Raw genomic sequence first — 25040 nt, forward strand, 5'->3', positions numbered from 1 at the left:
GTCTCCTATTCAAAGTTAAGGCTTCATAGCTTGTGGCGTACGGGGACCACAGCCAGCCATCGTCAATGCTATCGGTTTCCCAAGGGGCCGACCAACGGGACCCGCGGGCCCCGACACCCGGGTTTGGCTGGGATGGCGCGGTTCAGCCACCCATTCCGGTGATGGCCAGGCTGCGGCTGATTCCGTCCAGGGGATGCGGAATGTCGGTGGTTTCGGGCCGTGACTCCGGGAACGGGAGGGTCTCCACCCGGCTCAGGTCCCACGCCATGCTGGCACTCAGGCTGATGCCCCTGGGCCCCGTCCGCCGGGTGGTGCCGCGGATGAGCAAAAGCCTGGTGCCGAACAGCAGCAGCCCGGCCTGCTCCTGAGCTTCGTGGAAGAAGACAGAGTCGATGCATCCGGTGCCGTCGTCGATGCTGATGAACACCACTCGGCGCCCGCCACGCATGGGAGGGGTCTGGGTGGCGATGCGCACCCCGGCCACCAGCACTTCGGAGCCGTTGCGCAGGCCCAGCAGCTTGTCCGCCGTAGTGACGCCGAGCCTGTCCAGCATGGGGCGGTGGCTGTCCATCAGGTGCCCGCTGACGTCAATGGCCATCAGGTCCAGTTCTGCCCGGACATTTTCCACCAGCGTTGGGGCCGGCAGCCCGGGTTTGACGTTTCGAAGTTCCACGTCGCCCAATGGCAGGGAAAGCTGCCCCTCAATGACCTCGATGCCCTTCCGCGCGCTGCCTGCCGACTGCATTCTTTGGAGGTGCTGGACGAGGTCTGCCCGGTTGGCGGCCCCGCCCGACTCCCGGTGCAGCGAATCAAAGGCGCCCAGCTGGGCCAGCCGTTTGATGTTGGGTTTGCTCAGCCGGGACCGCGCCCGAAGATCAGCCAGCGAGTCATAGGGCTGCCCGGCCACGATGCGCTTAAGCTCTGCGCCGGACAGCCCGTAGATGCCCTTCAGGCTCAGCCTGATCCCCAGTTTGCCGCGGTCCGGCCCGTGCTCCACCGGCTCAACCCGGTATTCGGCATGGCTCCGGTTGATGTCCAGGGGAAGGATGGGGATGCCCAGCCTGCGTGCTTCAGCCACCAGGAGCCGCTTGGGGTACATGCCGGGATCGTGCTCCCACAGCCCGGCCAGGAACGCCTCAGGGTGGTGCGCCTTCAGCCACGCCGACTGGTAGGTGGGTACGGCAAAGGCGGCGCCGTGGGCCTTGCAGAAACCGAAGCTGCCAAACGCCTTCAGGGTTCCCCACACCTTGTCCACCACGTCCGGTGAATAGTTTTTGGCCCTGGCCTCCTTCCGGAAGAACTCCTCCACCTTCGGTTCGAGCAGCTCATTGCCCAGGGCGCGCCGGAATTCGTCCGCACGGGCAAGGCCGCAGCCCGTCATGACGTTGAAGGTTTTCAGGATCTGTTCGTGGAAGACGGTGACCCCGTGGGTTTCCTGCAGCACAGGTTTCAGGTCCGGGTGGGGGTACACCTCCGGCGCGAAACCGTGCCTGTGCTCCAGGAACGGCCGCACCATGTCTGATTTCATCGGCCCCGGCCGGAACAGCGAGATGTCGATGATGAGGTCATTGAATTCGCGCGGCTCCATTTTGCCGATGAGCTCCCGCTGACCTGGCGACTCGATCTGGAAGCAGCCCAGGGTGTGCGTGCTTCGGATCAGCTCATAGGTGGGTTCGTCGTCCAGCGGCACGGCATTGAGGTTGATGTGGCCGTTGTCGGCGATGTAGTCCGGGCCTGTCCCGTCCTCACCCTGGGGGTGCGCCCCAGCAGCCACTACTTCGGCCTTGGAAGGGTGGAGCCGGATGACCTCGCGGACAGCGAAGGCCATGGCGCTCTGCATCCTGACACCCAGGACGTCGAGCTTCAGCATCCCCATGGGATCCATGTCGTGTTTGTCGAACTGGCTCATGGGCAATCCCAGGCCGCTGGGCTGTACGGGGGTGCGGTCCAGCAGTGTGGCATCGCCCAGGATCACCCCGCAGGGGTGCATGGAAATATGCCGGGGAAGCCGGTCCAGCCGTTCCGTGAGGTCCACCAGAAGATCAAGCTGCTGGTTTTCGGCAAAGTCACTGCGCTCCACCCGGTCGGCGAACTCGCGCAGTTCGGGTTTCTCCACCAGTGCCTCCCGGAACTTGCGGGCCGAAAAGCGCCACAGCTGCTTGGCGATCTCGCCGACGTCGCCGTCGTCCATACCCAGGGCCATGCCGGCGTCCCTGACTGCGCCACGCGCCCGGTATCCGTTCTGCATGCTCATGAGCGTGACGCGTTCGGCACCGAAGCGGTCAAAGATCCGCCGGTAAACGTTGTGCCGTTCAGCGCTTTCAACATCGATGTCAATGTCCGGCAGGGTGGCCCGGTCCTGGGACAGGAACCTTTCGAAGATCAGGTCATGCTGCAGGGGGTTTACCTGGCTGACGTCGATGAGGTAGTTGACCAGGCTGGATGCTCCGGACCCCCGGGCGGCGGCGCGGACCCCCATGTCCAGGATCATCCGGGACACTTCGGCGACGGTCAGGAAGTAGGAGGAGAACCCGAGGTTCATGATGATCCCCAGTTCGTGCTCCAGCCGCGAGCGCATTTCCTTTTCGGCGGCTCCGGTGATGCCAGGGAACCTCCTGCCGATCCCGGCCTCGCAGCGCTGGACCAGCTCCACGTGCGGGTCCTGGCTGATGCCGATGACTGAGGCCTCGGGGACAACGGGCTGCTTCCATCCCATGTCAGTGACGGGGTCTATCCGGCAGAGGTCGGCGAGCGCCTCGGTCTGGGCCATGAGCTGTTTGAGGTCCGCCGCCCCGTATCCTGCAGTGCCGATGATTTCCTTGCCGAGCTGGAGCATCTGTGCTGACGATTTCAGCCAGGCCTGGCCGTTGGGCTGGAGCAGGGGTTCGGCGGCGAGTTCGGGGAGGGACTTCAGTGTGCGGGCTGAATCCAGGACGTCCGCCGTGGCGGCTCCGTCCTCGGCGCAGTACCGTACAGCGTTGGTGAGCACGGCAGGGACCTGGTGTTCCTCCGCGAGTTTGAGCATCCGCACTGCGTGGGCGGTGCTCAGCGGTGAGCCCGGTGAGCTGAGCTGGGAAACCACTTCAGCCACCATGGTCCCCTGCGGCATGGCATCCAGCCAGCGTTTGAAGAGGGTGCGGGGGCGCAGGTACCGCCGCCCGCCCATGGCGCGTCCGACGTCGGAATCCGGTCCGATCAGGACCATCAGGACCGGCTTCAGGGTTTTCGGGTCAAGGGTCCGGGAGGCGAGTTCGGCGCGGGTGACTGCCACCGGTACAGCTCCCCCGGCTTTGCCGGAAGTCCTGGCATGGGCATCTGACACCAGCCTGCACAGGGCACGGTAGCCCGCGCCATTGTTATGGCCTCGGGCGAGGACCACCACGCGTCCGGCGAGCTGGGTGCGGTGGTCGCCGTCGTCGTCGAACACCGCAAGGTCAACCCCCACGATGGGGTCAATACCTGCGGCCATGCAGGCCTTGAGGTGCTTGACCGTGCCGTACAGGCCGTCCCGGTCAGTACAGGCGAGCGCTGTGGCACCGTCAGCGGCGGCAACCTGGGCGAGTTCGTCCGGCCAGGACACCCCATAGTGGGCACTGAAGGCGGTGGAAGTGTGGAGATGCGTGAAAGTCATGCGGTTCTGGGTTGGAGTGCGTCATGGATCCGGAGCAGCCGCCACCGGCCGCTTCCGAGGTGCCGGCTCAGGTCCAGGGTGAGGGGTTCTTCCTGCGGGTCTGCCTGCACCTGGACCCGCCAGATTTCGTGGTCAACCAGACCGGGCCCGCTTCCCAGCGGTGCGCGGCTTTCCTCGGCCCACCACTGCCTGCGTTCAAACCACCGCACAGGTTCAGCGCACACGGTGTAGTGCCGCCCGGCCCATTGGAGGGCCACCGGCTGGCCGGCAGCGTTGCAGGCGACGTCAACGGATTCGCTGAACATACCCATTGGCGCCTCCCGGAACTGAACTGGAACTGTGGCCCAGGAAGGTCCATCCCGGGGTTTCGAACACACTTATTCGAATACATGTTCGAATAAATCCAGTCTACGCCGGAGCCAACACAAAACCTAGACAGGGGTGGACGGAAATGACGGCAGGGAGCAGGATTGTGGCATGAGCACCAATGACGCACTCCTCAAGCACGTAAGCATCAAGGCCCAGGACACAACGCTCGTGGCAACCTTTGATATCGACGGCAACATCCCGGGAGCGGGTGCGTACGTAGTGGGTCTCGTTGCGGCCAGCCCTGACTACTCATCACAAAGACGGTTGGGCATTGAATTCATGAACGGGGAGGCGATCGCCTTCTACTCGTTCAGCCACGAACAGGGCACCGAGGAAAACTTCGACCTCAGCGGAGTCACGCACTCCGGCAACTCCATCACCGGAAACTTCCCTTTGGCCGCCATCCACGGGCTCGGCAAGGGTCACATCATGTCGGCGTTCAGCGAGGCGGACGGCAGGGAATTCCAGTCCGGCATCACCGTCGACGAAGCACTGTAACCAGGCGCACCAAAACAGGCGCCCTGCAACCGGATACGTGTCCGGCCGCAGGGCGCCCTGTATGGATGTCGAACAGCCTCAGCTGCTTTCTTTGTGGACCTTCAGCTCGAGTTCGATAAAGCCCGAGATCATGGCCCGGTACGTGGATTCCACGATGTCCGGATCGATGTCCTTCTTCTCCGCAGCGGAGCGTACGTGCTCAATGACCCGCTCCACCCGGCCCGGGGCCCGGACTTCGGCGTCGTCACCCTTCAGGGTTCCGGCGATCCGGATCAGCCGCTCACGCCGGGCAATGAGGGTAACGATCTGGTCATCGACCTCGTCGACTGCAATCCGCACGGCGGCGAGCTGTTCCTTGTCGGCCAGCGCGTCCCTGTCGTTTCCTTGAATTGTCGCCATCATCTGACAGTATCGAAGCATGCAGCCCAGAGTCGACTTCATCTCACTAGGTGTACGCAGCGTAGCGGCCTCCCGCCGCTTCTACGCAGAGGGCCTCGGCTGGCCCGTCCACAAGGAATTGCCCGACGACGTGGTGTTTATCCAGGTCAACCACGGGCTGATCCTCTCGCTGTGGAACGCCGGCCAGATGCAGGCCGAAGCCGGGGTTGATGCGCCGGGACCAGTCCCCTGCATCACGCTCAGCCACAACCTCCCCAGCACCGCGGACGTGGACCGGGTCATGGCCGAAGCCGCCGCAGCCGGGGCAAAAATAGTTGCGGAGCCGGTCACCCAGCCGTGGGGCGGATACACCGGCTATTTCGCGGACCCGGACGGCTTCCGCTGGGAGATCGCCTACAACCCCACGTGGGCAGTGGACGACGCCGGCAAGGTCACCGTTTAGGGGTCAGGCACCTCCGCCGTCGCCCGGGTCAGCGGATAATACGCCTCAGAACAGCGCCTCCACCGGGCGGATGAGCTCGGGGGAATTGTTGCGCACGTTTCCCACCTCCCGGCCAACGGACTCCACGTGCCAGTCCGCGGCAACATCCTTCACATGGGCGCGGACCAGGTCCACCAGGAAGGCGGCGTCGTCGATCTGCGGGTCGATCCAGGACTCCATCGTGGCCCGGTCCATGGGCAGCGGCACCCGGTCGTGCAGGGCGGTCAGTTTGCCGAAGACAGTTGACTCCGATCCCGGTGGGGGCGTGTCGGCCGTCAGGATGGACGTGGAGAGCAGCCACCGGCCGGGCTCACCCTCCGCCTTGGACGGGTCCTTCCACCATTCGTACAGCCCGGCAAAAACCAGGCCGCTGCCCTCGCCGGGGTGGACGTAGTAGGGCTGCTTCGCCTTCCCCGTCCCCTGCTTCCACTCGTAATAGCCGTCCGCCGGCACGGCACAGCGGCGCGACTGGATGGCCTTGCGGAAGGCGGGCTTCTCCAGGACCGTTTCGCTCCGGGCGTTGATCATTTTGGATCCGATGCCGGGATCCTTGGCCCAGGACGGCACCAGGCCCCACCGGGCCACATGCAGCTGCCGGACGGCGGAGTCGTCAATCAGGCGTTCCAGGACAATGGGCACGTCATCGGTGGGTGCAACATTCCACGACGGCGGCAGCTCCACGTCCTCCTCGAGCTGGGCATCGAATTCGGCCAGCAGGTCCCCCACCGCACGTGCCATCACATAGCGTCCACACATGGCACCAGCATGCCATCAGTGTTACGCGGTGTCATCCGGGGCTACCGGCTCCGGGGAATAGCGGGCCGCGGGTTACCGTTGATGGGAACGAACCCCCTCACTGATTTAGGAGAGCTCCGTGGACTTTACCCCCGAGAACGGCACCATCACCATGTTTTCCACCACCTGGTGCGGTTACTGCAACCGGCTGAAGAAGCAGCTGGACGCGCAGGGCATCGGCTACACGGAAATCAACATTGAAGAGGTTGAGGGCACGGCCGAACTCGTGGAACAGCTCAACGGCGGCAACCAGACAGTCCCCACCGTGCTTTTCCCGGACGGCACCGCCGCCACCAACCCCTCCGTAGCTGAAGTAAAGAGCCGCCTCGCAGCCTGACCGCAGCAGCTCATGTGGTAGACAGAACGGGACCAACATCCGTGTTGGTCCCGTTTTTGTCTATCTGCATTGAGGGAGCCTTTCGTGGTCCATAAAGTCAAAGGTGTCGTAGCCCGCTCCAAGGGCGCCCCGGTCACTCTGGAGACCATCCTGGTCCCGGATCCGGGTCCGGGCGAGGCCCTGGTGGACATCATCACCAGCGGCGTCTGCCACACCGATCTGCACTACAAGCTGGGCGGCATCAGCGATGACTTCCCATTCCTTCTCGGCCACGAGGCCACCGGAGTGGTCAGCGCCGTAGGCCCCGACGTCACGGACGTCGCCCCGGGCGACCGCGTGGTGCTCAACTGGCGGGCCGTCTGCGGCAACTGCCGCGCCTGCAACCGCGGCGAGGCGCAGTACTGTTTCAACACGCACAACGCCACGCAGAAAATGACCCTCGAGGACGGCACCGAACTCTCCGCCGCCCTGGGCATCGGCGCCTTCACCGAAAAGACCCTGGTTGCCGCCGGACAGTGCACCAAGGTGGATCCCGACGCCGATGCTGCCGCCATCGGCCTGCTCGGCTGCGGCGTGATGGCCGGGCTGGGCGCCGCGATCAACACCGGCGGCGTTAAGCGCGGCGACTCGGTGGCCGTGATTGGCTGCGGCGGCGTGGGCGTGGCTGCCATCGCCGGAGCGGCGCTCGCCGGCGCCACCACGGTCATCGCCGTCGACATCGACGCGAAAAAGCTGGAGCGCGCCAAAGAGCTCGGCGCCACCCACACTGTCGATTCCTCGGAAACCGATCCCGTGGAGAGAATCCGCGAGCTCACCGGCGGCTTCGGCGCTGACGTGGTGATTGACGCCGTCGGCCGCCCGGAGACGTACAAGCAGGCGTTCTACGCCCGCGACCTCGCCGGCACCGTCGTCCTGGTGGGCGTGCCCACCCCGGAGATGACGCTGGAACTTCCCCTGCTGGACGTCTTCGGCCGCGGCGGCTCCCTGAAGTCCTCCTGGTACGGCGACTGCCTGCCCTCCCGCGACTTCCCGATGCTCATCAGCCTCTACAAGCAGGGCAAGCTGGATCTGGACGCCTTCGTCACCGAGCGGATCACCATCGACCAGGTGGAGGAAGCCTTCGACAAAATGCACGCCGGTTCGGTGCTGCGTTCGGTGGTGGAGCTGTGAGCCTGCGGATCGACCGTCTGGTCACGTCCGGGACGTTCTCGCTTGACGGCGGCACCTGGGACGTGGACAACAACGTCTGGATTGTGGGCAACGACGAGGAATGCATCGTCATCGATCCCGCCCACGACGCCAAAGCAGTGGCAGCCGCAGTGGGCGGACGGACGCTTAAGGCCATCTTGCTCACCCACGGCCATGACGACCACATCGGGTCAGTCGGTGACTTCTGGGACCTGGTGCAGGCACCCATCCACCTCCACCAGGGCGATTGGATGCTCTGGCGGAACGTCTACCCGGAGGTGGATCCCGACGTCGACATCAGCCACGGCGACGTCTTCGAGGTGGGCGGAGCGAAGCTGAAGGCACTCCACACGCCGGGGCACTCGCCGGGATCGGTGTCGTTCTACCTGGCTGACGGGCCCGACGGCGAAGGCACTGTCTTCACCGGCGACACACTGTTCCAGGGCGGTCCGGGCGCGACGGGCAGGTCCTACAGCGACTTCCCCACGATCATCGACTCCATCCGGTCGTGGCTGCTGCCGCTGCCGGAGGCGACAGTGGTGCGGACCGGCCATGGCGACTCCACCACCATCGGCGCCGAAGCTCCGCACCTGGACGAATGGATCGCCCGGGGCCACTGAGCCACTGTTAACCCTTGCGGGCTACGCCTTCCCGATGTCCAGCCCGGCATAGCCGCTGAAGTCGGCAAACCGGAGGGAAGCGTAGCCCGCATAGGTAGACAGCAAGGCATCCTCGACGGTCCGGACGTCAAGTCCGGGCACGAGATCGTTGGCGGCACCGGCGGTTGCGGGGTCCCACTCGAGCCCGAGCGCCGCGTAGCTGTCGGTCAGCACGCCCCGGATCGGGGCGGAATCCTCCACCACGATGACGGAGCTGAAGAGCCAACCGCCGGACACTACCCGCTGCGCCGTGCCCACGAGCTTGACCTGGTGGGCGGGGTTGGCCCGGTCCGTTCCGTGCACGCTGTATTCGCCGGGGCAGTACTCCCCCGGAATTTCACCGACGGCGGCCTCTACGCCAGCGGACCGCAGGGCCTCCGCCAGCAGTTCACCGAAAAAACCGAACCGGGTCTTGGACCCGGCGATGGCGTCGGCATGAGGCTCGATGTGGTCCACCACGAGGGTGCCCTGGTGGTACGCGGCGGCACGCCCTCCCGCCTTCCGCACGAGGGGTTCGAAGCCCCGGTCACGGCACGCCTGCGCGGCCGCCTCGAATCCGGGCAGGCGGGTGTCCCGCTGGCCGAAGGCCACCGTGGGGGCTGGACGGTACAGCCGGAGGGTGGGGCCGATCCGGCCCGTCTTGGCCCTGGCCAGCAGTTCCAGCGCAAGATCCAGGTCTTCTGCTGCGCCCAGCGATCGTTCCTGGCGCACCACGGTGAGCTCCCGCCGTCCCGTTCCGGCATCCTGCATGTTGCTAAGCTCCCTTATGGTCATATTGCAATTCCTCGTTGTCGCCGCCGCGTTCGCAGTCATTGACGCCGTGTGGCTTAAGCTGATGAACCCGTTCTACCGGAGTCACATCGGCGAGTTGCTGGCGGACAAACCACACCTAGGTTACGCCGTGGCCTTCTATGTCATTTACATCGCGGGAATTGTCTTCTTCGCGCTGCGTCCGGCGCTCGACGGCGGCAGCTGGCTGACCGCCGTGGGCTACGGCGCCGCGCTGGGCGCCTTCGCCTATGCCACCTATGACCTGACCAACGCCGCGACCCTCAAGACGTGGCCGCTGCAGCTGATCGTGGTGGACATGCTCTGGGGAGCCGTGCTGACCGGGCTCGCCACACTGGCCGGCTGGCTGGTGTTCCGGAGCAGCTGACGCGGGCGCGTCCGCCGGGTGCTCCGACTTAACCATCCTGACCGTTGCCACCGGGAGGCAAAGTGCGCCACGACTGGATCCTGAAGGCCATGCCGGGAATCGGCGTTGCGCGGAACTACCGGCGCTCGTGGCTGAAGCCGGACCTGATTGCCGGGGCGGCATTGAGTGCCGCACTGGTGCCGGCGGGGATGGCGTACGCCGAGGCGAGCGGGCTTCCTGCTGTCACGGGTCTGTACGCCTCCGTGGTGCCGATGATCGTTTACGCCATTTTCGGGCCGTCGCGGGTGGTGATTGTAGGGCCGGATTCGGCGCTCGCTCCGATGATCGCGGCCGCCATTCTTCCGCTGGCCGGGCGTGACCCGGAGCAGGCGGTGCCAATGGCCGGCGTGCTGGCCATCCTCATCGGCGTCTTCCTCATTGCCGGACGGCTCTTAAAGCTGGGATTTGTGACGGGACTGCTGTCCCGGCCCATTCGTGTTGGTTATCTGAACGGCATCGCTTTGGCAGTCACTGTCAGCCAGCTTCCGCGGCTGCTCGGCATCTCCGTCCCTGGCGACAGCCTCCTGGAGCGCCTCACCGGCCTGGCCGGCGCCGTCGCCAGCGGAGGAATCAATCCCGTCGCCCTCGCCGTGGGCGCAGGCAGCCTGGCCGTCATTGTGGCTGGCCGCCTTCTGCCCTGGAAGGTACCCAGCGTCCTGTTTGCCGTGGCCGGCTCCATCGCCGTGGTGGCGGCGCTGGACCTGGCGGGGCAGTTGCCGGTGGTCGGATCCCTGCCGCAGGGACTCCCGGCCCCGGCCCTGGGCGGCATCGGGGCGGACGACGTCCTGGCACTCGCGGGGCCGGCGGCCGGTATTGCGCTGATTGCTTTTGCGGACACCTCCACGCTCTCCAAAAGCCTCGCAGCGCGCCGCGGGGACCGGGTCAATGGCAATGAGGAAATGGGTGCACTGGGCATCGCCAACGTGGCTACCGGCGTGCTGGGCGGCTTTCCGGTGTGCGGGAGTTCCTCACGCACACCGATTGTGCTCGACGCCGGAGCGCGGACGCAGCTCAGCGGCGTGGTGGCAGCCTTGCTGGTGATCCTGTTTATGGTCGCCGTTCCGGGGCTGACAGCCTTCCTTCCCACGGCCACGCTCGCCGCCGTGGTGATCGTGGCGGCGGCGTCGCTGGTGGACGTGAAGACGCTGTTCCGGCTGATGAGGACGAGCCGGACGGAGGCCCTCCTCCTCGTCGTCGCATTCCTCGGCGTCGCCTTTATTGGTGTCCTGGAGGGAATAGTGGTGGCCATCGGGCTGTCCCTGATGGCCTTCGTCCGGCGTGCCTGGGATCCCTACCGCACGGAACTCGCCAGCGTGGAGGGCATCCCGGGCTTCCACGACCTGGACCGGCATCCCGACGGCCGGCGGGTGGAAGGGCTGGTGATTGCACGCTTCGACGCGCCGCTGTTTTTTGCGAACGGAGAGGTATTCGCAGACCATATCCGCAGCCTCGTGGACGCTGCCCCCTGGCCGGTGACGTGGGTCATCGTCGCCGCCGAGCCTATTACCGATCTCGACACAACGGCGCTGGATGAGGTGGCCCAGCTCGACGACGAACTGGCCCGGGATGGCACCAGCCTGGTCTTTGCCGAGCTGAAGGGCCCCGTCAAGGACCGGCTGGTGCGGTTCGGAGCCAGTGCACGGTTCACGCCGGACCACTTCTTCCCCACCCTCGACTCCGCCGTGCGCGCCTACAAGGACACCGCGGCAACCGAGTAGGGGGCGCGGCCTCCCTGCCGCGGGTCAGGACTTCCGCAGCGTCAGGATCTGCTCGGCGCGACCGAAGGGGCCGGCAAGGTCGTGCAGCACCGTGGACGTGAGGCCAATTCCGTCCGCCCCGAACGACACCGCATTGTCCAGGCCCAGCCATTCACCCTCCGGCCGCCGGTACATGTGGATCTGCAGGTCAAGGTTCGGGAAGGCGTAGCTGTCCTTGCCCGGCGGGACGCGGGCCGCAATCCCGTTGGCCGTATCCACCAGCCCCATCAGGCGGGCCAGGTCGCCACTGTCGGCCGCGTCGGTCAACGGATGGCCGGTCCGCAGCCAGACCGTGCCGGCGCCCGGCCGATGGCCCTCAGCCACGCGCATCTCCAGGGACCGGATGTACCCGCCCGGCCAGACGCTGGCGCCGTCGTACGGCTTGCATTCGTCCGGCGCGGGAATGGCGGTGTCCTCGACGGCGGCAACCGCGCTGGTGTCGCTGGTGGCCAGGCGCCAGGCCGTGGCGCGGATGGCCACCCGGCCGTTGGCGATGAGCTCGGCCTGAAGGAGCTCGATGGTCCTGCCGGGCCGGAGGGTGGTGCTCTCGATATGGAATTCGCCGCCGGGAATCAGCCCCAGGATCTCGTAGCTGAGCCGGGCCATCCGCATGTCCGCCCGGGGCGCGTGCCGTTCAAGGCTGTCGGCCATGAGCCCGGAGGCCGGGGCCATGTGCTGCTCGTGCTCGTTCCAGGCCCCCTGGGCGTGGATGGTGGAGCGGAAACGGCCGCCGCCCAATGCCTGGTAGTAGAAGTTGCCGTCGGCAAGTTCGGGCAGATCTCTGGTCAACGTTGGCCCTTCCCGTGGTTCTGGGTGAATCGCCACTAACTCTATCGGCTTGGCCACGACGCTTTGCCCTGACGCGGCGAAATGTTGGCGCCGGAGGAGGGGGATCTGGGTAGACTCAGAAACTGGTCCTGTCAGCAACCCTCGGAAGAGGTGTCCGATGCGCGTCATTAGTTACAACCTCCGGAAGCACAAGGCAAGTGGAGAACTCCTTGCCCTCGCCCGGAATTTTGAGGTCGATGCGCTGTGCCTGCAGGAAGTGGATTCGGCCGATCTGCCGGAAACCCTCGGGTCGCTGCACCTGGCAGACTCCACCAAGGGCAACAGGCTGGGTCTGGCCATCTATTACCGGAGCAGCCGCTTTACAGCTGTGAAAACTCAATCGTTCGCGCTGAAGAAGTCCATGCATGACCGGGTGTTGGCGCCTGCACATGAACGCCTGATCGGCACCCGGGTGGTGGACAACGAAACCCAGCACGAACTGGTGATCGGCTCCTTCCATGCCTCACCGCTCACCGCCTCCAACTCCCTGCGCCGGACGCAGATCCATGCCGCCCACGCCGAGCTGTTGAGCATGGGCAGCGGGCTGATGACGCTGATGGTGGGTGACTTCAACTACCCGTTCTTCACCAAGAACCTGCACGCACACATGAAGGACTCGGGCTATGCCCTGTCCCTCAGCGACCGCCGCACGTACACCCGCTACAAGGTCTTCAAGGGCCACTTCGATTTCGCCACGTCCCTGGGCCTGGACATTGAAAGTGTGGAAACCCTGCCGCGCGGCAAGTCCGACCACCTGCCCATCCTGATCACCGCGGAATACGGCCAGGACACCTAAGGGCCGTTCCCTGGCAGGAGCCGCTAACGGCTCGCTTCTGCCAGCGACAGCAAGCGGGTCCGCAGTCCGGGCCAGGCAGCGGCAAAACCCGGGTGCAGTTCCCTGGCGTCGACGTCGGTCAGCGGCACCCACAGGAGTTCAATGCTTTCGGGGTCGCTGATCACTGGCTCAAAGGGAGCTGTGACCAGGAGTACCACCGTGGTGTAGGACCAGTAACCGAAGTCCAGGACCGAGGTGAACAGAACGCTGACGCTGTCACCCGGCACCGCGGCTTCTTCATGGGCTTCCCGCAGCGCGCCTGTCACTGCGTCCTCCCCCTGGTGCAGGGCCCCGCCGGGGAGGCCCCACGTGCCGCCGTTGTGGCTCCACTCCGCGCGGTGCTGCAGGAGCACACCCCTGTCCGGATCGTAGGCGAGCACTCCGGCTGCGCCGAACCTGCCCCAGAAACGCCCCCGGTCCCCTTCCACCCAGTCATCGCCGGGATCCCGCGGACCCGTCCGGGCAGGAGGGTGCTGAAGGTACGGGTTTTGCCCGGGCTGGCTTGAGCTTCCGGCGTCGGCCTGGGTTGCGGTCACGGAATGATCCATGGCTCCAGTCTGACAGGCACGCGGCCGGCTGCACGCAATAAGACGGCGTCAGCCGCCGTGCGTTTTGTCGACGGCGAAATCACCGCCGGGATACATGACGGTCTCGTGTCCGTCGTCAAAGCGGACAAGGTACGGCGGGTGGCCTTCCTGTCCTTTCACTTCCAGGATCACCCCGTGCCGGTCGGTGGAACCGACGGTCCTTCCCCTGACGATGATCCTGTCACCCTGCGCTGCCTCCATGGCAACCACCTCCCAGCCCCAGAGTACGACTCAACGGCAGGCGGCAACAGGGTGCCGTTGAGCAGAGTTATCCGGCGCATATTTCGTGCGCTGTTTGGCCTGCCGGCTCACACTGTGGTGAGCCGGTACACGGAAACGTGGCTGCGGGAATCTTCGGTGAATTCGCTGCGGTCCCAGTCCGCCCACCTGGATTCCAGCTCAAACCCGGCCAACCGCGCCATCAGGTCGAGTTCGCTGGGCCAGATGTAGCGGTGGGGTGTCCGCCCGATCCGGGCCTCCCGCCCGTCCGCCAGGTCCGGGCCGAACTGTACGTGGTGTGAGATGACGTGCTGGTGCAGCACGTCATAGGTGTCGACCAGGAGGTACCCGGGCCGGCTCACCTCCACGGTTCCGCCATGTCCGGGTGGCAGCGACCGCAGTTGCGGCACCCACAGCTCAATGACAAAGCGCCCGCCAGGTGCAAGGTGACGGGCAGCGTTCTGGAAACACCGGACCTGTTCGTCCTGCGTCAGGAGGTTGGCGATGGTGTTGAACACCAGGAACGCCAGCGAAAAGTTCTCCCCCGCCACGGCCTCGCACATGTCACCCTGGACGACGGCAATGCGGTCCTCTCCCGCCTTCTCCCGGAGCCGGGAGATCATCGCGTGGGAGAGTTCAATGCCGCTGACCTGGATCCCCGCCCCTGACAGGGGGATGGCGACACGGCCGGTGCCAATGGCGAACTCGACCGCCGGACCGTCGCCCGCGAGCTCCGACAGTACCTCGACGGTGGGCGCCAGCACCTCGGGAGAGAACATTCCCTCGCCAGGCGTGTCGTACTGCTGCGCGGCGTCGTGGTCCCAGAGCTCTTGTTGGTTGATCACCCGCGCCTCAGTCCCTGTCCGCTGCGAGCAGCGAGTCGGTGGCTGGATCCGGCTGGCCGTCAAAAAAGTCTGCCAGCACTGTTTTGAAGATGGTCTCCCCCGGCGCGGCACGCAGGAACAAAGTCATGGAGGACTGGAGCTTCCTGGCGTCGACGCCGCCCAGGACGTCGACGGCGGACTGGCCGGCGTGGGTTTCAACGGCTGCTGCAGACTCGAGCAGCCGCGGCCCCAGGACGTCATGCTTCAGGAATGCCTGCGCTTCTGCCAGCGTGCTGATGGCGTACCGGACGGACGTCGGACTGCTGCCAAGCCCGGCTATCTGCGGGAAGACGAACCACATCCAGTGGCCGGTCTTCCGGCCGAGCTGCAGTTCAGCCAGCGCCTGGCTGTACGTGCCGCCGCTGTCCTGTGCCTCAACAAACCGTTCCAGGTGGTGGGGGTCGCTCATGTCCGTCTCCTTCTTTCAGGTGTTGCCGGCTATTTCCGCGGTCAGGGATGCCGCCCGGCGGATCGAATCGTCCGGGTCCAGGCGCCAACGGGTCATCACGACGTCGGCGCGCTGCCGGTCCTGTCCCTCGAGTACCGTCAGCAGCGGAACCACAACGTCGCTGATCAGCGGATCCACCAGCTCACGTGAGTCCGCGGACCTGATGAAGCCCTCGAGCCTGGTCAGGTCGGTGTGCCGCAGCAGGCCAACACGGGACTGCAGCAGCACGACGGCGGCGAGGCGCCGTTCATACACAGGCCTCCTGCCGGGATGCGGCTGGCCCCAGAGCAGGGATGCCAGGGCCGTCACGTCGTCGTGGGCAAAGTCCTTGAACTTCCTGCCGGCGTCGCGGACGGTCCCGCGCACCGCTCCTACCGATGACCCGTACGAGCTCATGGCGCCGCCCACCCGGGACTCCACATCGTCCGCCCGGTACCAGGCGCCTTCGTTCTGCAGGGTGGTGTCGATGAAAGCCGCGGCATCGATTACGGTCTGGTTCACGGGCTTACCGTCCGCCGCGTCCGGTGGAGGCGTGCTCAATGCAGTACGGTGTCCAGGGCCGGGCCTCCAGGCGGCCTTCGGCAATGGGCCGGCCGCACACGCTGCAGGCTCCGTAGCTGCCGTCCGAGATCCGCTGCAGTGCCGCTTCAACCTCGGCCAGCCCGGAGCTGCTCTGGTTGAGCAGGGCCGAGGCCTGGGACAATTCAAAGGCGATGGTGGCGCCCTCGGGGTCGTGCTCGTCGTCGACGTTGGAGTCCAGCCGCGCAGCGCTGGCTGACGAGATGTCCGCCCGGAGCGCCGGGAGCAGGGCAAGTTTCCGGGCCCGCTCTTCCTCCAGGAGGATCCGGAACCGCTCAAAGTCAGCCATGGGAAAAGCCTAGCGCCGTCGCTGCTGTGGGGGACTCGACAAGCCGGACGCAACGGAGGATGCTGGCACTCGTAAGCGCCTCAGATGCCGTCTGGCGGCCAGGGACAGACAGCTGACGGACACCGGATTCCGCAGAGAAAGCCCGCATGCCATGCCCACAAATGTTGTTACCGAACTGGCGGTCAAGTCGCACAATTCACCGGACGAAAAACGCCGTCCGGACAAGACCGAAGTGGACGTCGTCAACCTGGGCGACTACACGGTTGGCCGGTTCACTTTCGAGCCCGGCTGGCGCTGGTCCGACTGCATCAAGCCCGTGGTCCACACCGAGTCATGCCAGGTGAACCACATCGGATACTGCGTTTCCGGTGCGCTCTCGGTGGAAACCACCGACGGAAACAGCATCAACATCTCCGCAGGCGACTCCTACACCATTCCGCCAGGACATGACGCCTGGGTTGACGGCGACCAGGCCTTCGTCGGAATTGAGTTTGTCAGCGCGGCGGAATTCGCCAAACCGCCGCAGGGCTCCGCCTAGCCCGGCGTTGCACCTGCGGCACCGGGTCAGTACCAGTTGTACTGGACGGAGTGGTTCCAGGCTCCGCACGGCGACCCGTAGCGGTCCTTGATGTAGCCAAGTCCCCACTCGACCTGCGTCCTGTAGCTGGTGAGCCAGTCGCTGCCTGCGCTGGCGTACTTCCCGGCGGGCAGTGCCTGGGCGATGCCGTACGCACCGGAGTAGGGGTTGGTGGCTGTGGTCAGCCAGTTGGATTCCTTGGTCCACAGCTGCGCCAGGCACTGGAACTGGTCCTGTCCCCAGCCGTAGGCGGACAACCGGCTGGCCGCGTAGCTCTTGGCGCCGGCCGGGTCGTTGACCGCGCCGCCCGGGACGATGGGTACGACGACGGGTGGCGGGGTCGGCGTCGGACTCGGGGCAGGAGCCGGGGCGGGCGCCGCCGGTGCAGCTGGGGCGGCCGGTGCCGGGTTCACGGGTTTTTGCGCGGCGGCGAGGGCCGCGGCCTTGGCTGCTGCTTCAGCCTGTTGGCGCGCCTGCTCCTGCGCAGCGGCGCGCTTGGCAGCCTGCGCCGCTTCGTAGGCGGCCAGGGCGGCCTGGCCCTGCCGGAACTCGCCCTCGACCGTGGCGGTGGTGTCTTTGAGCGACGCCAGCTGGGCGGTCAGTTCCTGGCCGTGTTCCTGCTGCTCCGCAATCTGCCGTGACATGGCCTGCTGGGCGGCCTGGGCGGCGTCGAGCTTGGTCTTTGCTTCCCCTGACAACCGTTCACGTTCTGCCCTGGCTGCCTGTTCCTGATCGGCCAGGGCGCCGGAGACCCGTTCGGCGGCTGAGGATTTGTTGACCAGTGCTGCTGTCTTGTCGCTGACGATCTGGACGATGTTGAGGCCCTGGATGCTGTTGGTCTGGACGGCATCAAGGGCAACGAAGAATCCCATGTTGGTGCCGCCGGTCTTGTAAGACTGCGCTGCCAGCGCTCCGATTTCCCTTTTGTACTGTCCAAGTTCGGCAGTTGCCCGTGCTGTCTGGGCGGTGAGGATATCCACCTTCGCAGTGGCTGACTGGAGCGCAGCCTCCGCCACGGCGTACTCGGCGGCGGAGGTTACGGCAGCGTTGCCCAGCACTTCGGCCTGCGTCTGCAGCCCGCCCAGCAGATCGTTGATCCTGCTGACCTCTGCGGCCTTGCCGGCCTCGCTTTGCTTGGCGTTCTGCACGTCCTGCCAGGAAGGGTAGCCGCCCGGCGGTGCGTCGTCGGCGGCGTAGGAAGGAAGCAAGGCAGCCGACCCCGTCAGGGCGACGGCCAGCACCCCCGCGAGGGCGGGCAGCCTCATTCTGTGAGCAAACCGGGACATAGTTGGTGAGCTTACCGGGCAAAACGCCCAAAAGTCGTTCACGGTCCAACATTGTTACCCAGCAGAGATGCCGGTCCGCCGGCTATTAGCCGGAAGTACCAGGGCGTCATCAACATGGCCCTGCACGCAGGCTCGAAATGTCCATTATCACAGCTGCCTCGAATTGTTGCGTCACAATCGCCGCCCAGGCCTACTTTTGTTTGTGAATCACAACACACCCGGATGGGCCCTTCCGGCATATACGGATTACGACCCTGACCTGCGGCGCCTGTCTCCCGAGCCGCAGGAACCGGCGAAAGGATCAGGTGGCCCTGCACGCTACATTCCGTTATCGGAATGTGACATTCCTATCCAGCGCTGGTTATGGTCGTGCAGTGCCCCGGCTCAAGCCGGGACATTCCCGTCAGTATGCCGAGCCCTGCCACTGACCCGGGACCCCAGCGCATTCCACTGGCAGGGACGGGGGAACCACGTTTCCACGGCTTCTTTCGAAGCCTTGGGGTTAAGTCGGTATCGCTCCGTCCCGTGCGGAGCCGTAACCGGCCGGGTGTCTCCGACCCGAACCCGACAGCTCACCCCGCAGGCATGGGAGAGGCGATCATCCGTGTCCAAGAACTTCACTGCCGCACGCCTTCGTGCGACTCCTGTCCGCACCACAGCCCTCATCGGCACGTCTTCAACAGCCAAAGCCCGCGCACTGACGTTCGGCCGGCCTGCACTCGTTGCTGTTGCCGCATCCGGCCTGCTCTTCAGTCTCGGCACACCCGCACAGGCCGGCGTCCACGGACCCGACAATTCCGGGACCGTCAATGTTCAGGGCCAGACCAGCGCTCCGGCAGCAGCTCCCGTGGCTGCTCCGGCATCGGCCCCTGCTCCTGCAGCGGCTGCCACCGTCCACACCGTCGTGTCAGGCGATACCCTGGGCGCTATTTCCGCGTCCTACGGCGTTGCCCTCAACGACGTCCTGTCGGTCAACGGACTGACCATGACCACCATCATCTACCCCGGCGACCAGATCCAGATCCCGGGCGCCGGTTACACCGCACCGGCTCCCGTGGCAACGGCGGCGGCAGCCCCAACTGCTCCGGCCAACACCGGCGTCCAGCTGGCCTCCACCTCTGCCCCGGTGGCCCAGGCTCCGTCCGGCTCGCTTGGCGCGGCAATCCTCGCCTCCGCCTATTCGCAGCTGGGCGTCCAGCAGGACTGCACCGCCATGGTGGAGAAGGCACTGCGCTCGGTTGGCAAGAGCGTGGGAGACCTGGCGCCAACCCAGTTCTTTGCGTACGGCACAGTGGTGGGTACTCCTGCCGCCGGTGACCTGGTCATCACGGCCGGCCATGTGGGCGTCTACGCCGGAAACGGCCAGGTTGTCAGCGGCGGCGTGGACGGTTACAAGACCGAAGTCCACTCCATCAGCTGGCTCGCCGGAGCGTCCTTCGTCCGCGTAGCGTGATCCGGCCGTGCACGACGGCGGCGGGCGGCGCCCGGCCGCGCGCCGCCGTCGTCCATTCCCTGTGTTCGCTCAGGTCCCACAGAAGGTCCGGTAGCTCCCGAAGTCAGCAGGGGCGGGACCGGCGTAGCGTTCCAGGCCAGGACGCTCGCTGTATGGGTTCGCCAGGACGTCCACCAGGCGGCGGAACGGGTCCAGGTCGCCAGCAGTAGCGGCGGCCAGGGCCTCTTCCACGAGGTGGTTCCTGGGGATGTAGGCAGGGTTCACCCGGTCCATCATGCGCGCGTCCGGTTCCAGGGCGAGCCACCGTTCGGCCCATGCATCGAATGCTCCCGGGTCGGCGAACATGGCCCGGGCGGCGTCAGGCGTGCCCCGGGCTGCCGGGCCGAGGCTCCGGAAGAACGAGGTGTAATCAACCTGTCCCTCCTCCAGCAGTGCCAGCAGGTCGTTCACCAGCGGGGATACTGTGTCGTCGTCGGGGGCCGCGGCCAGCCCAAGCTTGGATCTCATCCCGGCGGACCAGGCTGCGCTGTACAGCTTCCTGAACCCGCCCAGTGAGTCCACTGCGAGCGCAACCGCCTGCTCCTGGTCCTCATGGAGCAGGGGCAGCAGCGCCTCGGCCAGCCGGGTGAGGTTCCATTCGGCAATGAGCGGCTGGTTCGCGTAAGCGTAGCGTCCGCCCGCGTCGATGGAGCTGTAGACCGCATCGGGGTTGAAGGCATCCATGAATGCGCAGGGTCCGTAGTCGATGGTCTCGCCTGAGATGGTCATATTGTCCGTGTTCATCACCCCGTGGACGAATCCCACGAGCATCCACTGGGCCACCAGCGACGCCTGGGCGGCGATGACGGCGTCGAACAACGCCAGATAGGGCTGCTCTGCCTTCTCAGCGTCCGGATAGTGGCGGCTGATCGCATGATCGGCCAGGCGGCGGAGGAGTTCGGTTTCACCGTTGACGCGGGCGAACTGGAAACTGCCCACGCGCAGGTGGCTGCCCGCGACGCGGGTGAGCACAGCCCCGGGAAGCATGGTTTCGCGGCGAACGGGGCGTCCTGTGGCCACGACGGCGAGTGAACGCGTGGTGGGGATGCCCATGGCGTACATGGCTTCACTGACAAGGTATTCGCGCAGCATCGGACCGACCACGGCCAGGCCGTCACCGGCGCGGGCGAACGGCGTACGGCCGGAGCCCTTGAGGTGGACATCGCGCAGTCGCCCGCGGACGTCGGTGACCTCGCCGAGCAGGAGGGCACGACCGTCGCCGAGCAGCGGCGAGTACCCGCCGAACTGGTGCCCGGCGTAGGCCTGGGCCACAGGGGTGGCGCCTTCCGGGATCCGGTTGCCGATCAGCATCAGCGTCCCCTCGGGCGTCCGAAGGGACGACGGATCCAGGCCCAGCTCACTGGCCAGGGCTTCATTCAGGACAAGGAGCTCCGGCGCCGGTGCCTCCTCGGCCTGCCAGGGAACAGCAAGCTCCCCGAATTCCCGGGCGAAGCGGCCGTCAAAGGTGAGCGTTGCTGGGGTTGTGGTGCTCATGTTTCAAGACTACCCGTGCCGGCGAGGGCGCCGGCGGCGTAAAATTTCGGTACCGGTTCATCGCTGCTCACACGGCAGCGACGGTCATGGAAAGGTCGCGGTCGCCATGGTCAAGAATCCCTTCGGGCATCATCAGCAGGAAGTCGAAAGGTCCGCTGATTCAGCGCACCGAAACCATCGGTCCTGGCTGAAACGGGAGGACGCGGGGTTTGAGCACGGGCGGAGCAGCCTGTTCTTCCTGGCCCATGACCTTCCGCAGCCTCCCACCGTGACGTGCATCCAGGGACACGAGATTCCGGACGGGCAAACCACGTGCGATCACGGGCATCCCTTCGGATGACGCCCCCATAGCTGTGCGGACCAGCGCCCCTCAGACGTGCTGTTTGAACCACGCCAGCGTGTCGTTCCAGGCCGCCGTGGCCTGGGCCTCGTTGTAGCGGCCGCTGGTGTCGTTGTGGAAGGCGTGGTCCACGCCCGGGTACACCGTGAGCTGGTGCGTGACGTTGCTGGCCGTCAGGGCGTCCTTCAGTGCCGGCATGGCCCCGGTGATCCGCTGGTCCAGCTCCGCGTAGACACCGAAGACGGCCGCTTTGATGGCCGGGACCTTGCTGAGGTCCGGCGCCGGGCCGTAGAACGCGGCAGTTGCCTTAAGCCCGCTGAGTTCCGCCGCCGCCTGCCAGGTGATCCCGCCGCCGAAGCAGTACCCGTTCATGGCGATCCGGGCCGAGTCCACGAAATCCTGCGCCGCCAGGTAGTCGAAGGCGGCAGCGAAATCGGCCACATGCCGTGCGGCGCCCGCACTGGTCAGGGCCCCCGGAACGGCATCGGCATCCAGGGCAGCCGTCCCGCCCTCCCTGCTCAGGAGGTCCACGGCCAGCGCGCTGTATCCCGCTATGGCGAAACGCCGCGCCACGTCCTGGATATGTGGGGTGAGCCCCCTGTTCTCGTGGCAGACCAGCACCGCCGGACCCGCTGCTCCCCCGCCCGGCCGGGCAAGGTAGCCGCTGATCCCGGTGCCGTTGGAGGGGAACGCGACTGTCGACGTCGTCAGTCCCGCCGCGCCCTCGGGAACGGACAGGGGGCTCCTGGCGCCAGGGACCGCACCGGCCGCCGCGGTGCCGTTGCCCGCCGACGACGACGACGACGGGGCTGGCGTGGGCATCGGGTCGCTGCTGCGCGGGACTTCCTCGGGGGTACACCCGACCAGCAGCATCGCGGCCGAGGCGGCGGCCATGCTTCCGGTGATGAATGCTACCCGCCGGGTAAAGGTGCGGTGGGTCATGTCCCCGGCGCGGTAATCGTCGAAGAATTCCTCGATCAGGTACGTCTCAAACTTGCCAAGCTGGATCATGGGAGCCTCCTGAAGATGCCCAACATCCTCCTCCGATGGCGTGGAGCGGGCAAGGCCTTCCTGGTCCCGCTCAGCGCGGCGGCCGTCGTCTGGGGAAGGTGATCCGGTCCAGGTCATTGGCCGCAACAACCGTCGCCCCACCGGCACGTTCCCGTGCCTGCTCCGCGAGCGGCGTGACGTCGTCGCCGTACCGGGAGGAGAAGTGCGTGAGGACAAGGGTGCCGACGGCGGCGCTGGCCGCCAGCTCCCCTGCCTGCCCGGCGGTGAGGTGCCGGTACTCCGCGGCCAGTCCGCCGTCGTCGTTGCTGAACGTTGACTCCGTCACGAGCAGATCCGCACCGTCGGCCAGTTCCTCCGCGCCGGCGCAGGGTGCCGTGTCCATCACAAAGGCGAAGCGCTGGCCGGGCCGGGGAATACTCACGTCCTCAACACGGACACGTCCCAGGCGGCCGTCACGCTGCAGTCGGCCGATGTCCGCTCCCGTGATCCCCGCCGCGGCGAGCCGGTCCGGAAGGAAGGTGCGGCCACCGGGTTCGGTGAGCCTGTAGCCGTAGGTTTCGATGCGGTGCTTCAGCGGGTGCACCTCCAGGCCAGGCGCGACCGTTCCGGCGGCGCCGTGCGGGTGAAGCCGCAGGTCGGTCCCGGGAGAACTGACGGCCACCAGGGCGCGGACCATCTCCTCCCCCGACGCCGGATAGTGCAGGTGGACCGGATGGGGCACGGCGTCCAAAGCCATCCGCGACAGCACTCCGGGCAGGCCAAAGCAGTGGTCACCGTGCACGTGCGTGAGGCAGATGCGGGTGATCTGGGTGGCCGATACCCCGGCGTGGAGCATTTGGCGCTGGGTTCCCTCACCGGGGTCGAAGAGCAGGCCCTCGCCGTCCCACCGCAGCAGGTAGCCGTTGTGGTTCCGGGTGCGGGTCGGCACCTGTGAGGCAGTGCCTAGGATGACAAGTTCACGCATGGAAACGAGTGTCCCATTTTGTTGGCTGACAAGCAGAGTTCTTTTCGCCCGGCACCCGGACGCCAAAACGCCGCGGACCAATTGTGGTTCCGCGGCGTTTTGTTGATTCCGTCCAGAGTTTAGCCGGCCGGCCGGTCCCTCAGGCCAGCACGATCACTGCGCTCCGGTTTGTTCTTTGACTACGCCGTTTCCGGTGGCCCTGGGGTCTGCGACGGGGGTTGATTTGCCGAAGCCTTTGAGCATTTCGATCACGTCAAACCCGGTGGTGTCCTTGAGCATCTGCGCGGTCTGCTGCACGCCCGAGGAAACATTCTTGCTGACCTGACCTGCGCCGTCGTTGGAAATGACGGTCATATTGCTGATGGCGCTCATCGGCGCGGCGATTTCCCGGGCTATGGAAGGCAGAACTTCCAGAAGCTTGTTCAGGATTGCTGCCTCGTTGAACTCGCTGTACGCCTTGGCCTGGGCCTCGATGGCTCCTGCTTCAGCGGTGCCGCGAAGGCCAATGACATCAGCTTCGGCGATGCCCTTGGTCTTCGTCACTTCGGCCTCGGCAAGGCCCCGGGTCTTGTTGATCTCGGTCTCGGCGTTGCCCTTGGCGGTGTTGGCTGCCGCCAGGGCCTTCGCTTCGACCTCGTTGCCGGCAGCCTTGAGCTTGCGGGTTTCGAGTTCGGCGGCGGCTTCAACCTTGGTAGCCTCCGAGATGCGGGTACGGCGTGCGAGATCGGCGGCTGCTTCGGTTTCAACCTTGTACTTGGCAGCGTCTGCGGGTTTGCGGACCTCGATGTCGAGTTCCTTTTCCCGAAGCTCTGCCTGGCGTGCCACAACCTGCTGGTTCTTGAGGATAATCGCCTGCTGCTGGTCGGCATGGGCAAGGGGGCCGGCGGCGTCAGCCTCTGCCTGGCGGGCGTCCGTTTCCTGCTTCAGTTCAGCGCGCCGGAGGGCCAGCTTCTGCTCGGCTTCCGCCGTTTTCTGGTCTGCGAGCGCCTTCGCTTCCGCGGCTTCCCGCTGCGAGTTCGCTTCAGCGATGCTGGCGTTCCGAGCCACCAGGGCGGCCTCGGGGCGGCCAAGGTTCTTCAGGTAGCCGCCTGCGTCGTCCACAGACTTGATCTGGAAGGTATCGATGACCAGGCCCTGGTTGGTCATCGAATGCTCGGCTTCTTCCTTGACGGAGGCCGCAAACTGCGCGCGGTCCTTGATGATCGCGTCAACGCTCAGTGTGCCCACGATGGAACGCAGTGAACCCGACAGGGTCTCCTGCGTGTAGTGGTCAATGGCGTCCTGCTGGTCAAGGAAACGCTGGGCTGCCTTGCGGACAGAAATCTTGTCGCCGCCGACCTTTACCTGGGCAACGCCGGCCAGCTTGAGCTGGATGCCGTTGTTGGAGATCGCTTCGATGGTGACTTCAACCTGACGCGAGGACAGTGAGATGTGGCTCACGCGCTCGGTGATCGGGTTAACGAACGCCCGGTTGTTGATGATGACACGGGACTGGTCGTCGGACGTTTCATCGGTTGTGTTCGGATCGCTCTTGCCAGTGATGAGCATGGCCTCATTCGGCTTAGCGAACCGGATGCTCGACGTGTAGAAGATGAATCCCGCGATGAGCAGGAGGGCAAGTGCGCCCCCGCCGATCAGCATTACTGTCATAGTTCCCCCTATTGATGTGTCAGATCGCCATGGTTGCCGCCGATCCTTGGACCCCGGCGCCCTGGGGGACACGGCACCGCCGAAGCAACCCCGTGACGTCCCCCATCGCACCGGGTTCCATCAAACCTTACGTCCAGTGGACTATCCAAAGCTCGGCCGGCTTACCGCTGTGCCCTGGCCGGCCAGCCCGTACCCCGGTGCAATCGCGGGCGGACACAAGGTAACTCGCGGTCCGAGTCATTCCTGTT

At 65.9% G+C, this 25040-nt stretch carries 27 protein-coding genes and 1 riboswitch; of the genes, 10 read left to right on the forward strand and 17 right to left on the reverse strand.

Annotated elements, in window-relative coordinates; all coding sequences use genetic code 11:
- Positions 1–142 precede the first annotated feature (142 nt).
- Together dnaE and EYS21_RS10400 are read right to left on the reverse strand one after the other, a co-directional pair.
- On the reverse strand, positions 143–3631 hold the full coding sequence (gene dnaE / locus EYS21_RS10395) for a DNA polymerase III subunit alpha (RefSeq protein ID WP_131133122.1): 3489 nt from the start codon (positions 3629–3631) through the stop codon (positions 143–145).
- Positions 3628–3942, reverse strand: a complete 315-nt coding sequence (locus EYS21_RS10400) for a DUF6504 family protein (RefSeq protein WP_131133123.1) — start codon at positions 3940–3942, stop codon at positions 3628–3630. Before EYS21_RS10400 ends, dnaE begins: the two co-directional genes overlap by 4 nt.
- A 166-nt stretch (positions 3943–4108) precedes the next feature.
- On the opposite strand from EYS21_RS10400, the gene EYS21_RS10405 reads away from it, so the two are divergent.
- Entirely contained in the window at positions 4109–4498 is a 390-nt protein-coding gene (locus tag EYS21_RS10405; protein ID WP_131133124.1) for a hypothetical protein, read from the forward strand.
- A 78-nt stretch (positions 4499–4576) separates the two neighbouring features.
- On the opposite strand, the gene EYS21_RS10410 is transcribed toward EYS21_RS10405, so the two are convergent.
- Positions 4577–4900 carry a chorismate mutase gene (locus tag EYS21_RS10410; protein ID WP_131133125.1) on the reverse strand — a complete coding sequence of 108 codons (324 nt, stop codon included), beginning with the start codon at positions 4898–4900 and terminating at the stop codon, positions 4577–4579.
- A gap of 16 nt (positions 4901–4916) precedes the next feature.
- On the opposite strand from EYS21_RS10410, the gene EYS21_RS10415 reads away from it, so the two are divergent.
- Complete coding sequence (locus EYS21_RS10415) at positions 4917–5339, forward strand: VOC family protein (protein WP_131133126.1); 423 nt, start codon at positions 4917–4919, stop codon at positions 5337–5339.
- Positions 5340–5384: 45 nt separating this feature from the next.
- On the opposite strand, the gene EYS21_RS10420 is transcribed toward EYS21_RS10415, so the two are convergent.
- On the reverse strand, positions 5385–6134 hold the full coding sequence (locus EYS21_RS10420; RefSeq protein ID WP_131133127.1) for an SOS response-associated peptidase: 750 nt from the start codon (positions 6132–6134) through the stop codon (positions 5385–5387).
- 118 nt (positions 6135–6252) lie between these two features.
- On the opposite strand from EYS21_RS10420, the gene EYS21_RS10425 reads away from it, so the two are divergent.
- The 3 genes from EYS21_RS10425 (at position 6253) to EYS21_RS10435 (ending at position 8318) form a co-directional block, all read left to right on the forward strand.
- Positions 6253–6510, forward strand: coding sequence for a mycoredoxin (locus EYS21_RS10425; RefSeq protein WP_131133128.1), 258 nt, complete (start codon positions 6253–6255; stop codon positions 6508–6510).
- Between the two features lie 84 nt (positions 6511–6594).
- Positions 6595–7680 carry an S-(hydroxymethyl)mycothiol dehydrogenase gene (locus tag EYS21_RS10430; RefSeq protein WP_131133129.1) on the forward strand — a complete coding sequence of 362 codons (1086 nt, stop codon included), beginning with the start codon at positions 6595–6597 and terminating at the stop codon, positions 7678–7680.
- On the forward strand, positions 7677–8318 hold the full coding sequence (locus EYS21_RS10435) for an MBL fold metallo-hydrolase (protein ID WP_131133130.1): 642 nt from the start codon (positions 7677–7679) through the stop codon (positions 8316–8318). Before EYS21_RS10430 ends, EYS21_RS10435 begins: the two co-directional genes overlap by 4 nt.
- Before the next feature lie 21 nt (positions 8319–8339).
- On the opposite strand, the gene EYS21_RS10440 is transcribed toward EYS21_RS10435, so the two are convergent.
- Positions 8340–9107, reverse strand: coding sequence for a lipoate--protein ligase family protein (locus tag EYS21_RS10440; protein WP_131133276.1), 768 nt, complete (start codon positions 9105–9107; stop codon positions 8340–8342).
- A 16-nt stretch (positions 9108–9123) separates the two neighbouring features.
- On the opposite strand from EYS21_RS10440, the gene EYS21_RS10445 reads away from it, so the two are divergent.
- A complete protein-coding gene (locus EYS21_RS10445) occupies positions 9124–9513 on the forward strand; it encodes a DUF2177 family protein (protein WP_131133131.1) in 390 nt (129 codons plus the stop codon).
- A 62-nt stretch (positions 9514–9575) separates the two neighbouring features.
- Complete coding sequence (locus EYS21_RS10450; protein WP_242633369.1) at positions 9576–11270, forward strand: SulP family inorganic anion transporter; 1695 nt, start codon at positions 9576–9578, stop codon at positions 11268–11270.
- Between the two features lie 24 nt (positions 11271–11294).
- Here EYS21_RS10450 and EYS21_RS10455 read toward each other — a convergent pair whose 3' ends face one another.
- Entirely contained in the window at positions 11295–12098 is an 804-nt protein-coding gene (locus EYS21_RS10455; protein WP_131133132.1) for a thioesterase family protein, read from the reverse strand.
- Positions 12099–12255: 157 nt separating this feature from the next.
- Here EYS21_RS10455 and EYS21_RS10460 point away from each other — a divergent pair, with 157 nt between their 5' ends.
- Positions 12256–12933, forward strand: coding sequence for an endonuclease/exonuclease/phosphatase family protein (locus EYS21_RS10460; RefSeq protein WP_131133133.1), 678 nt, complete (start codon positions 12256–12258; stop codon positions 12931–12933).
- Between the two features lie 23 nt (positions 12934–12956).
- Here EYS21_RS10460 and EYS21_RS10465 read toward each other — a convergent pair whose 3' ends face one another.
- The 6 genes from EYS21_RS10465 to EYS21_RS10490 all read right to left on the reverse strand — a co-directional run bounded on the left by EYS21_RS10465 (position 12957) and on the right by EYS21_RS10490 (position 15978).
- On the reverse strand, positions 12957–13520 hold the full coding sequence (locus EYS21_RS10465; protein WP_131133134.1) for an NUDIX hydrolase: 564 nt from the start codon (positions 13518–13520) through the stop codon (positions 12957–12959).
- Between the two features lie 48 nt (positions 13521–13568).
- Positions 13569–13760 (reverse strand): DUF1918 domain-containing protein, encoded by a 192-nt coding sequence (locus tag EYS21_RS10470; protein WP_131133135.1) that lies wholly within the window; start codon positions 13758–13760, stop codon positions 13569–13571.
- Between the two features lie 107 nt (positions 13761–13867).
- Positions 13868–14623, reverse strand: coding sequence for a class I SAM-dependent methyltransferase (locus tag EYS21_RS10475; protein WP_131133136.1), 756 nt, complete (start codon positions 14621–14623; stop codon positions 13868–13870).
- Between the two features lie 7 nt (positions 14624–14630).
- On the reverse strand, positions 14631–15071 hold the full coding sequence (locus EYS21_RS10480; protein WP_131133137.1) for a DUF1810 domain-containing protein: 441 nt from the start codon (positions 15069–15071) through the stop codon (positions 14631–14633).
- Between the two features lie 15 nt (positions 15072–15086).
- Positions 15087–15611, reverse strand: a complete 525-nt coding sequence (locus EYS21_RS10485; RefSeq protein WP_131133138.1) for a DNA alkylation repair protein — start codon at positions 15609–15611, stop codon at positions 15087–15089.
- A 4-nt stretch (positions 15612–15615) separates the two neighbouring features.
- A complete protein-coding gene (locus EYS21_RS10490; protein ID WP_131133139.1) occupies positions 15616–15978 on the reverse strand; it encodes a TraR/DksA C4-type zinc finger protein in 363 nt (120 codons plus the stop codon).
- Between the two features lie 151 nt (positions 15979–16129).
- Between EYS21_RS10490 and EYS21_RS10495 the strand changes: the two genes are divergently transcribed.
- Complete coding sequence (locus EYS21_RS10495) at positions 16130–16516, forward strand: cupin domain-containing protein (RefSeq protein ID WP_131133140.1); 387 nt, start codon at positions 16130–16132, stop codon at positions 16514–16516.
- A gap of 26 nt (positions 16517–16542) precedes the next feature.
- Here EYS21_RS10495 and EYS21_RS23385 read toward each other — a convergent pair whose 3' ends face one another.
- The gene (locus EYS21_RS23385; RefSeq protein ID WP_165478291.1) at positions 16543–17820 is read right to left on the reverse strand and encodes a lytic transglycosylase domain-containing protein; all 1278 of its coding nucleotides are present in this window, start codon (positions 17818–17820) and stop codon (positions 16543–16545) included.
- 420 nt (positions 17821–18240) lie between these two features.
- Positions 18241–18442, forward strand: a riboswitch (cyclic di-AMP (ydaO/yuaA leader).
- Positions 18443–18445: 3 nt separating this feature from the next.
- Here EYS21_RS23385 and EYS21_RS10505 point away from each other — a divergent pair.
- Entirely contained in the window at positions 18446–19294 is an 849-nt protein-coding gene (locus EYS21_RS10505; RefSeq protein ID WP_131133141.1) for a LysM peptidoglycan-binding domain-containing protein, read from the forward strand.
- Positions 19295–19363: 69 nt separating this feature from the next.
- Here EYS21_RS10505 and EYS21_RS10510 read toward each other — a convergent pair whose 3' ends face one another.
- From EYS21_RS10510 to EYS21_RS10525, 4 genes are all read right to left on the reverse strand, one after another.
- Positions 19364–20827: a protein adenylyltransferase SelO gene (locus EYS21_RS10510; protein WP_131133142.1), complete on the reverse strand. Its 1464-nt coding sequence runs from the start codon at positions 20825–20827 to the stop codon at positions 19364–19366.
- Between the two features lie 370 nt (positions 20828–21197).
- Positions 21198–22178: a dienelactone hydrolase family protein gene (locus tag EYS21_RS10515; RefSeq protein WP_131133143.1), complete on the reverse strand. Its 981-nt coding sequence runs from the start codon at positions 22176–22178 to the stop codon at positions 21198–21200.
- 70 nt (positions 22179–22248) lie between these two features.
- Positions 22249–23142: a ribonuclease Z gene (locus EYS21_RS10520; RefSeq protein WP_131133144.1), complete on the reverse strand. Its 894-nt coding sequence runs from the start codon at positions 23140–23142 to the stop codon at positions 22249–22251.
- Between the two features lie 153 nt (positions 23143–23295).
- The gene (locus EYS21_RS10525) at positions 23296–24792 is read right to left on the reverse strand and encodes a flotillin family protein (RefSeq protein WP_131133145.1); all 1497 of its coding nucleotides are present in this window, start codon (positions 24790–24792) and stop codon (positions 23296–23298) included.
- Positions 24793–25040: the final 248 nt, after the last annotated feature.

It is taken from the genome of Arthrobacter sp. S39 (assembly GCF_004320525.1).
Lineage (GTDB): Bacteria > Actinomycetota > Actinomycetes > Actinomycetales > Micrococcaceae > Arthrobacter.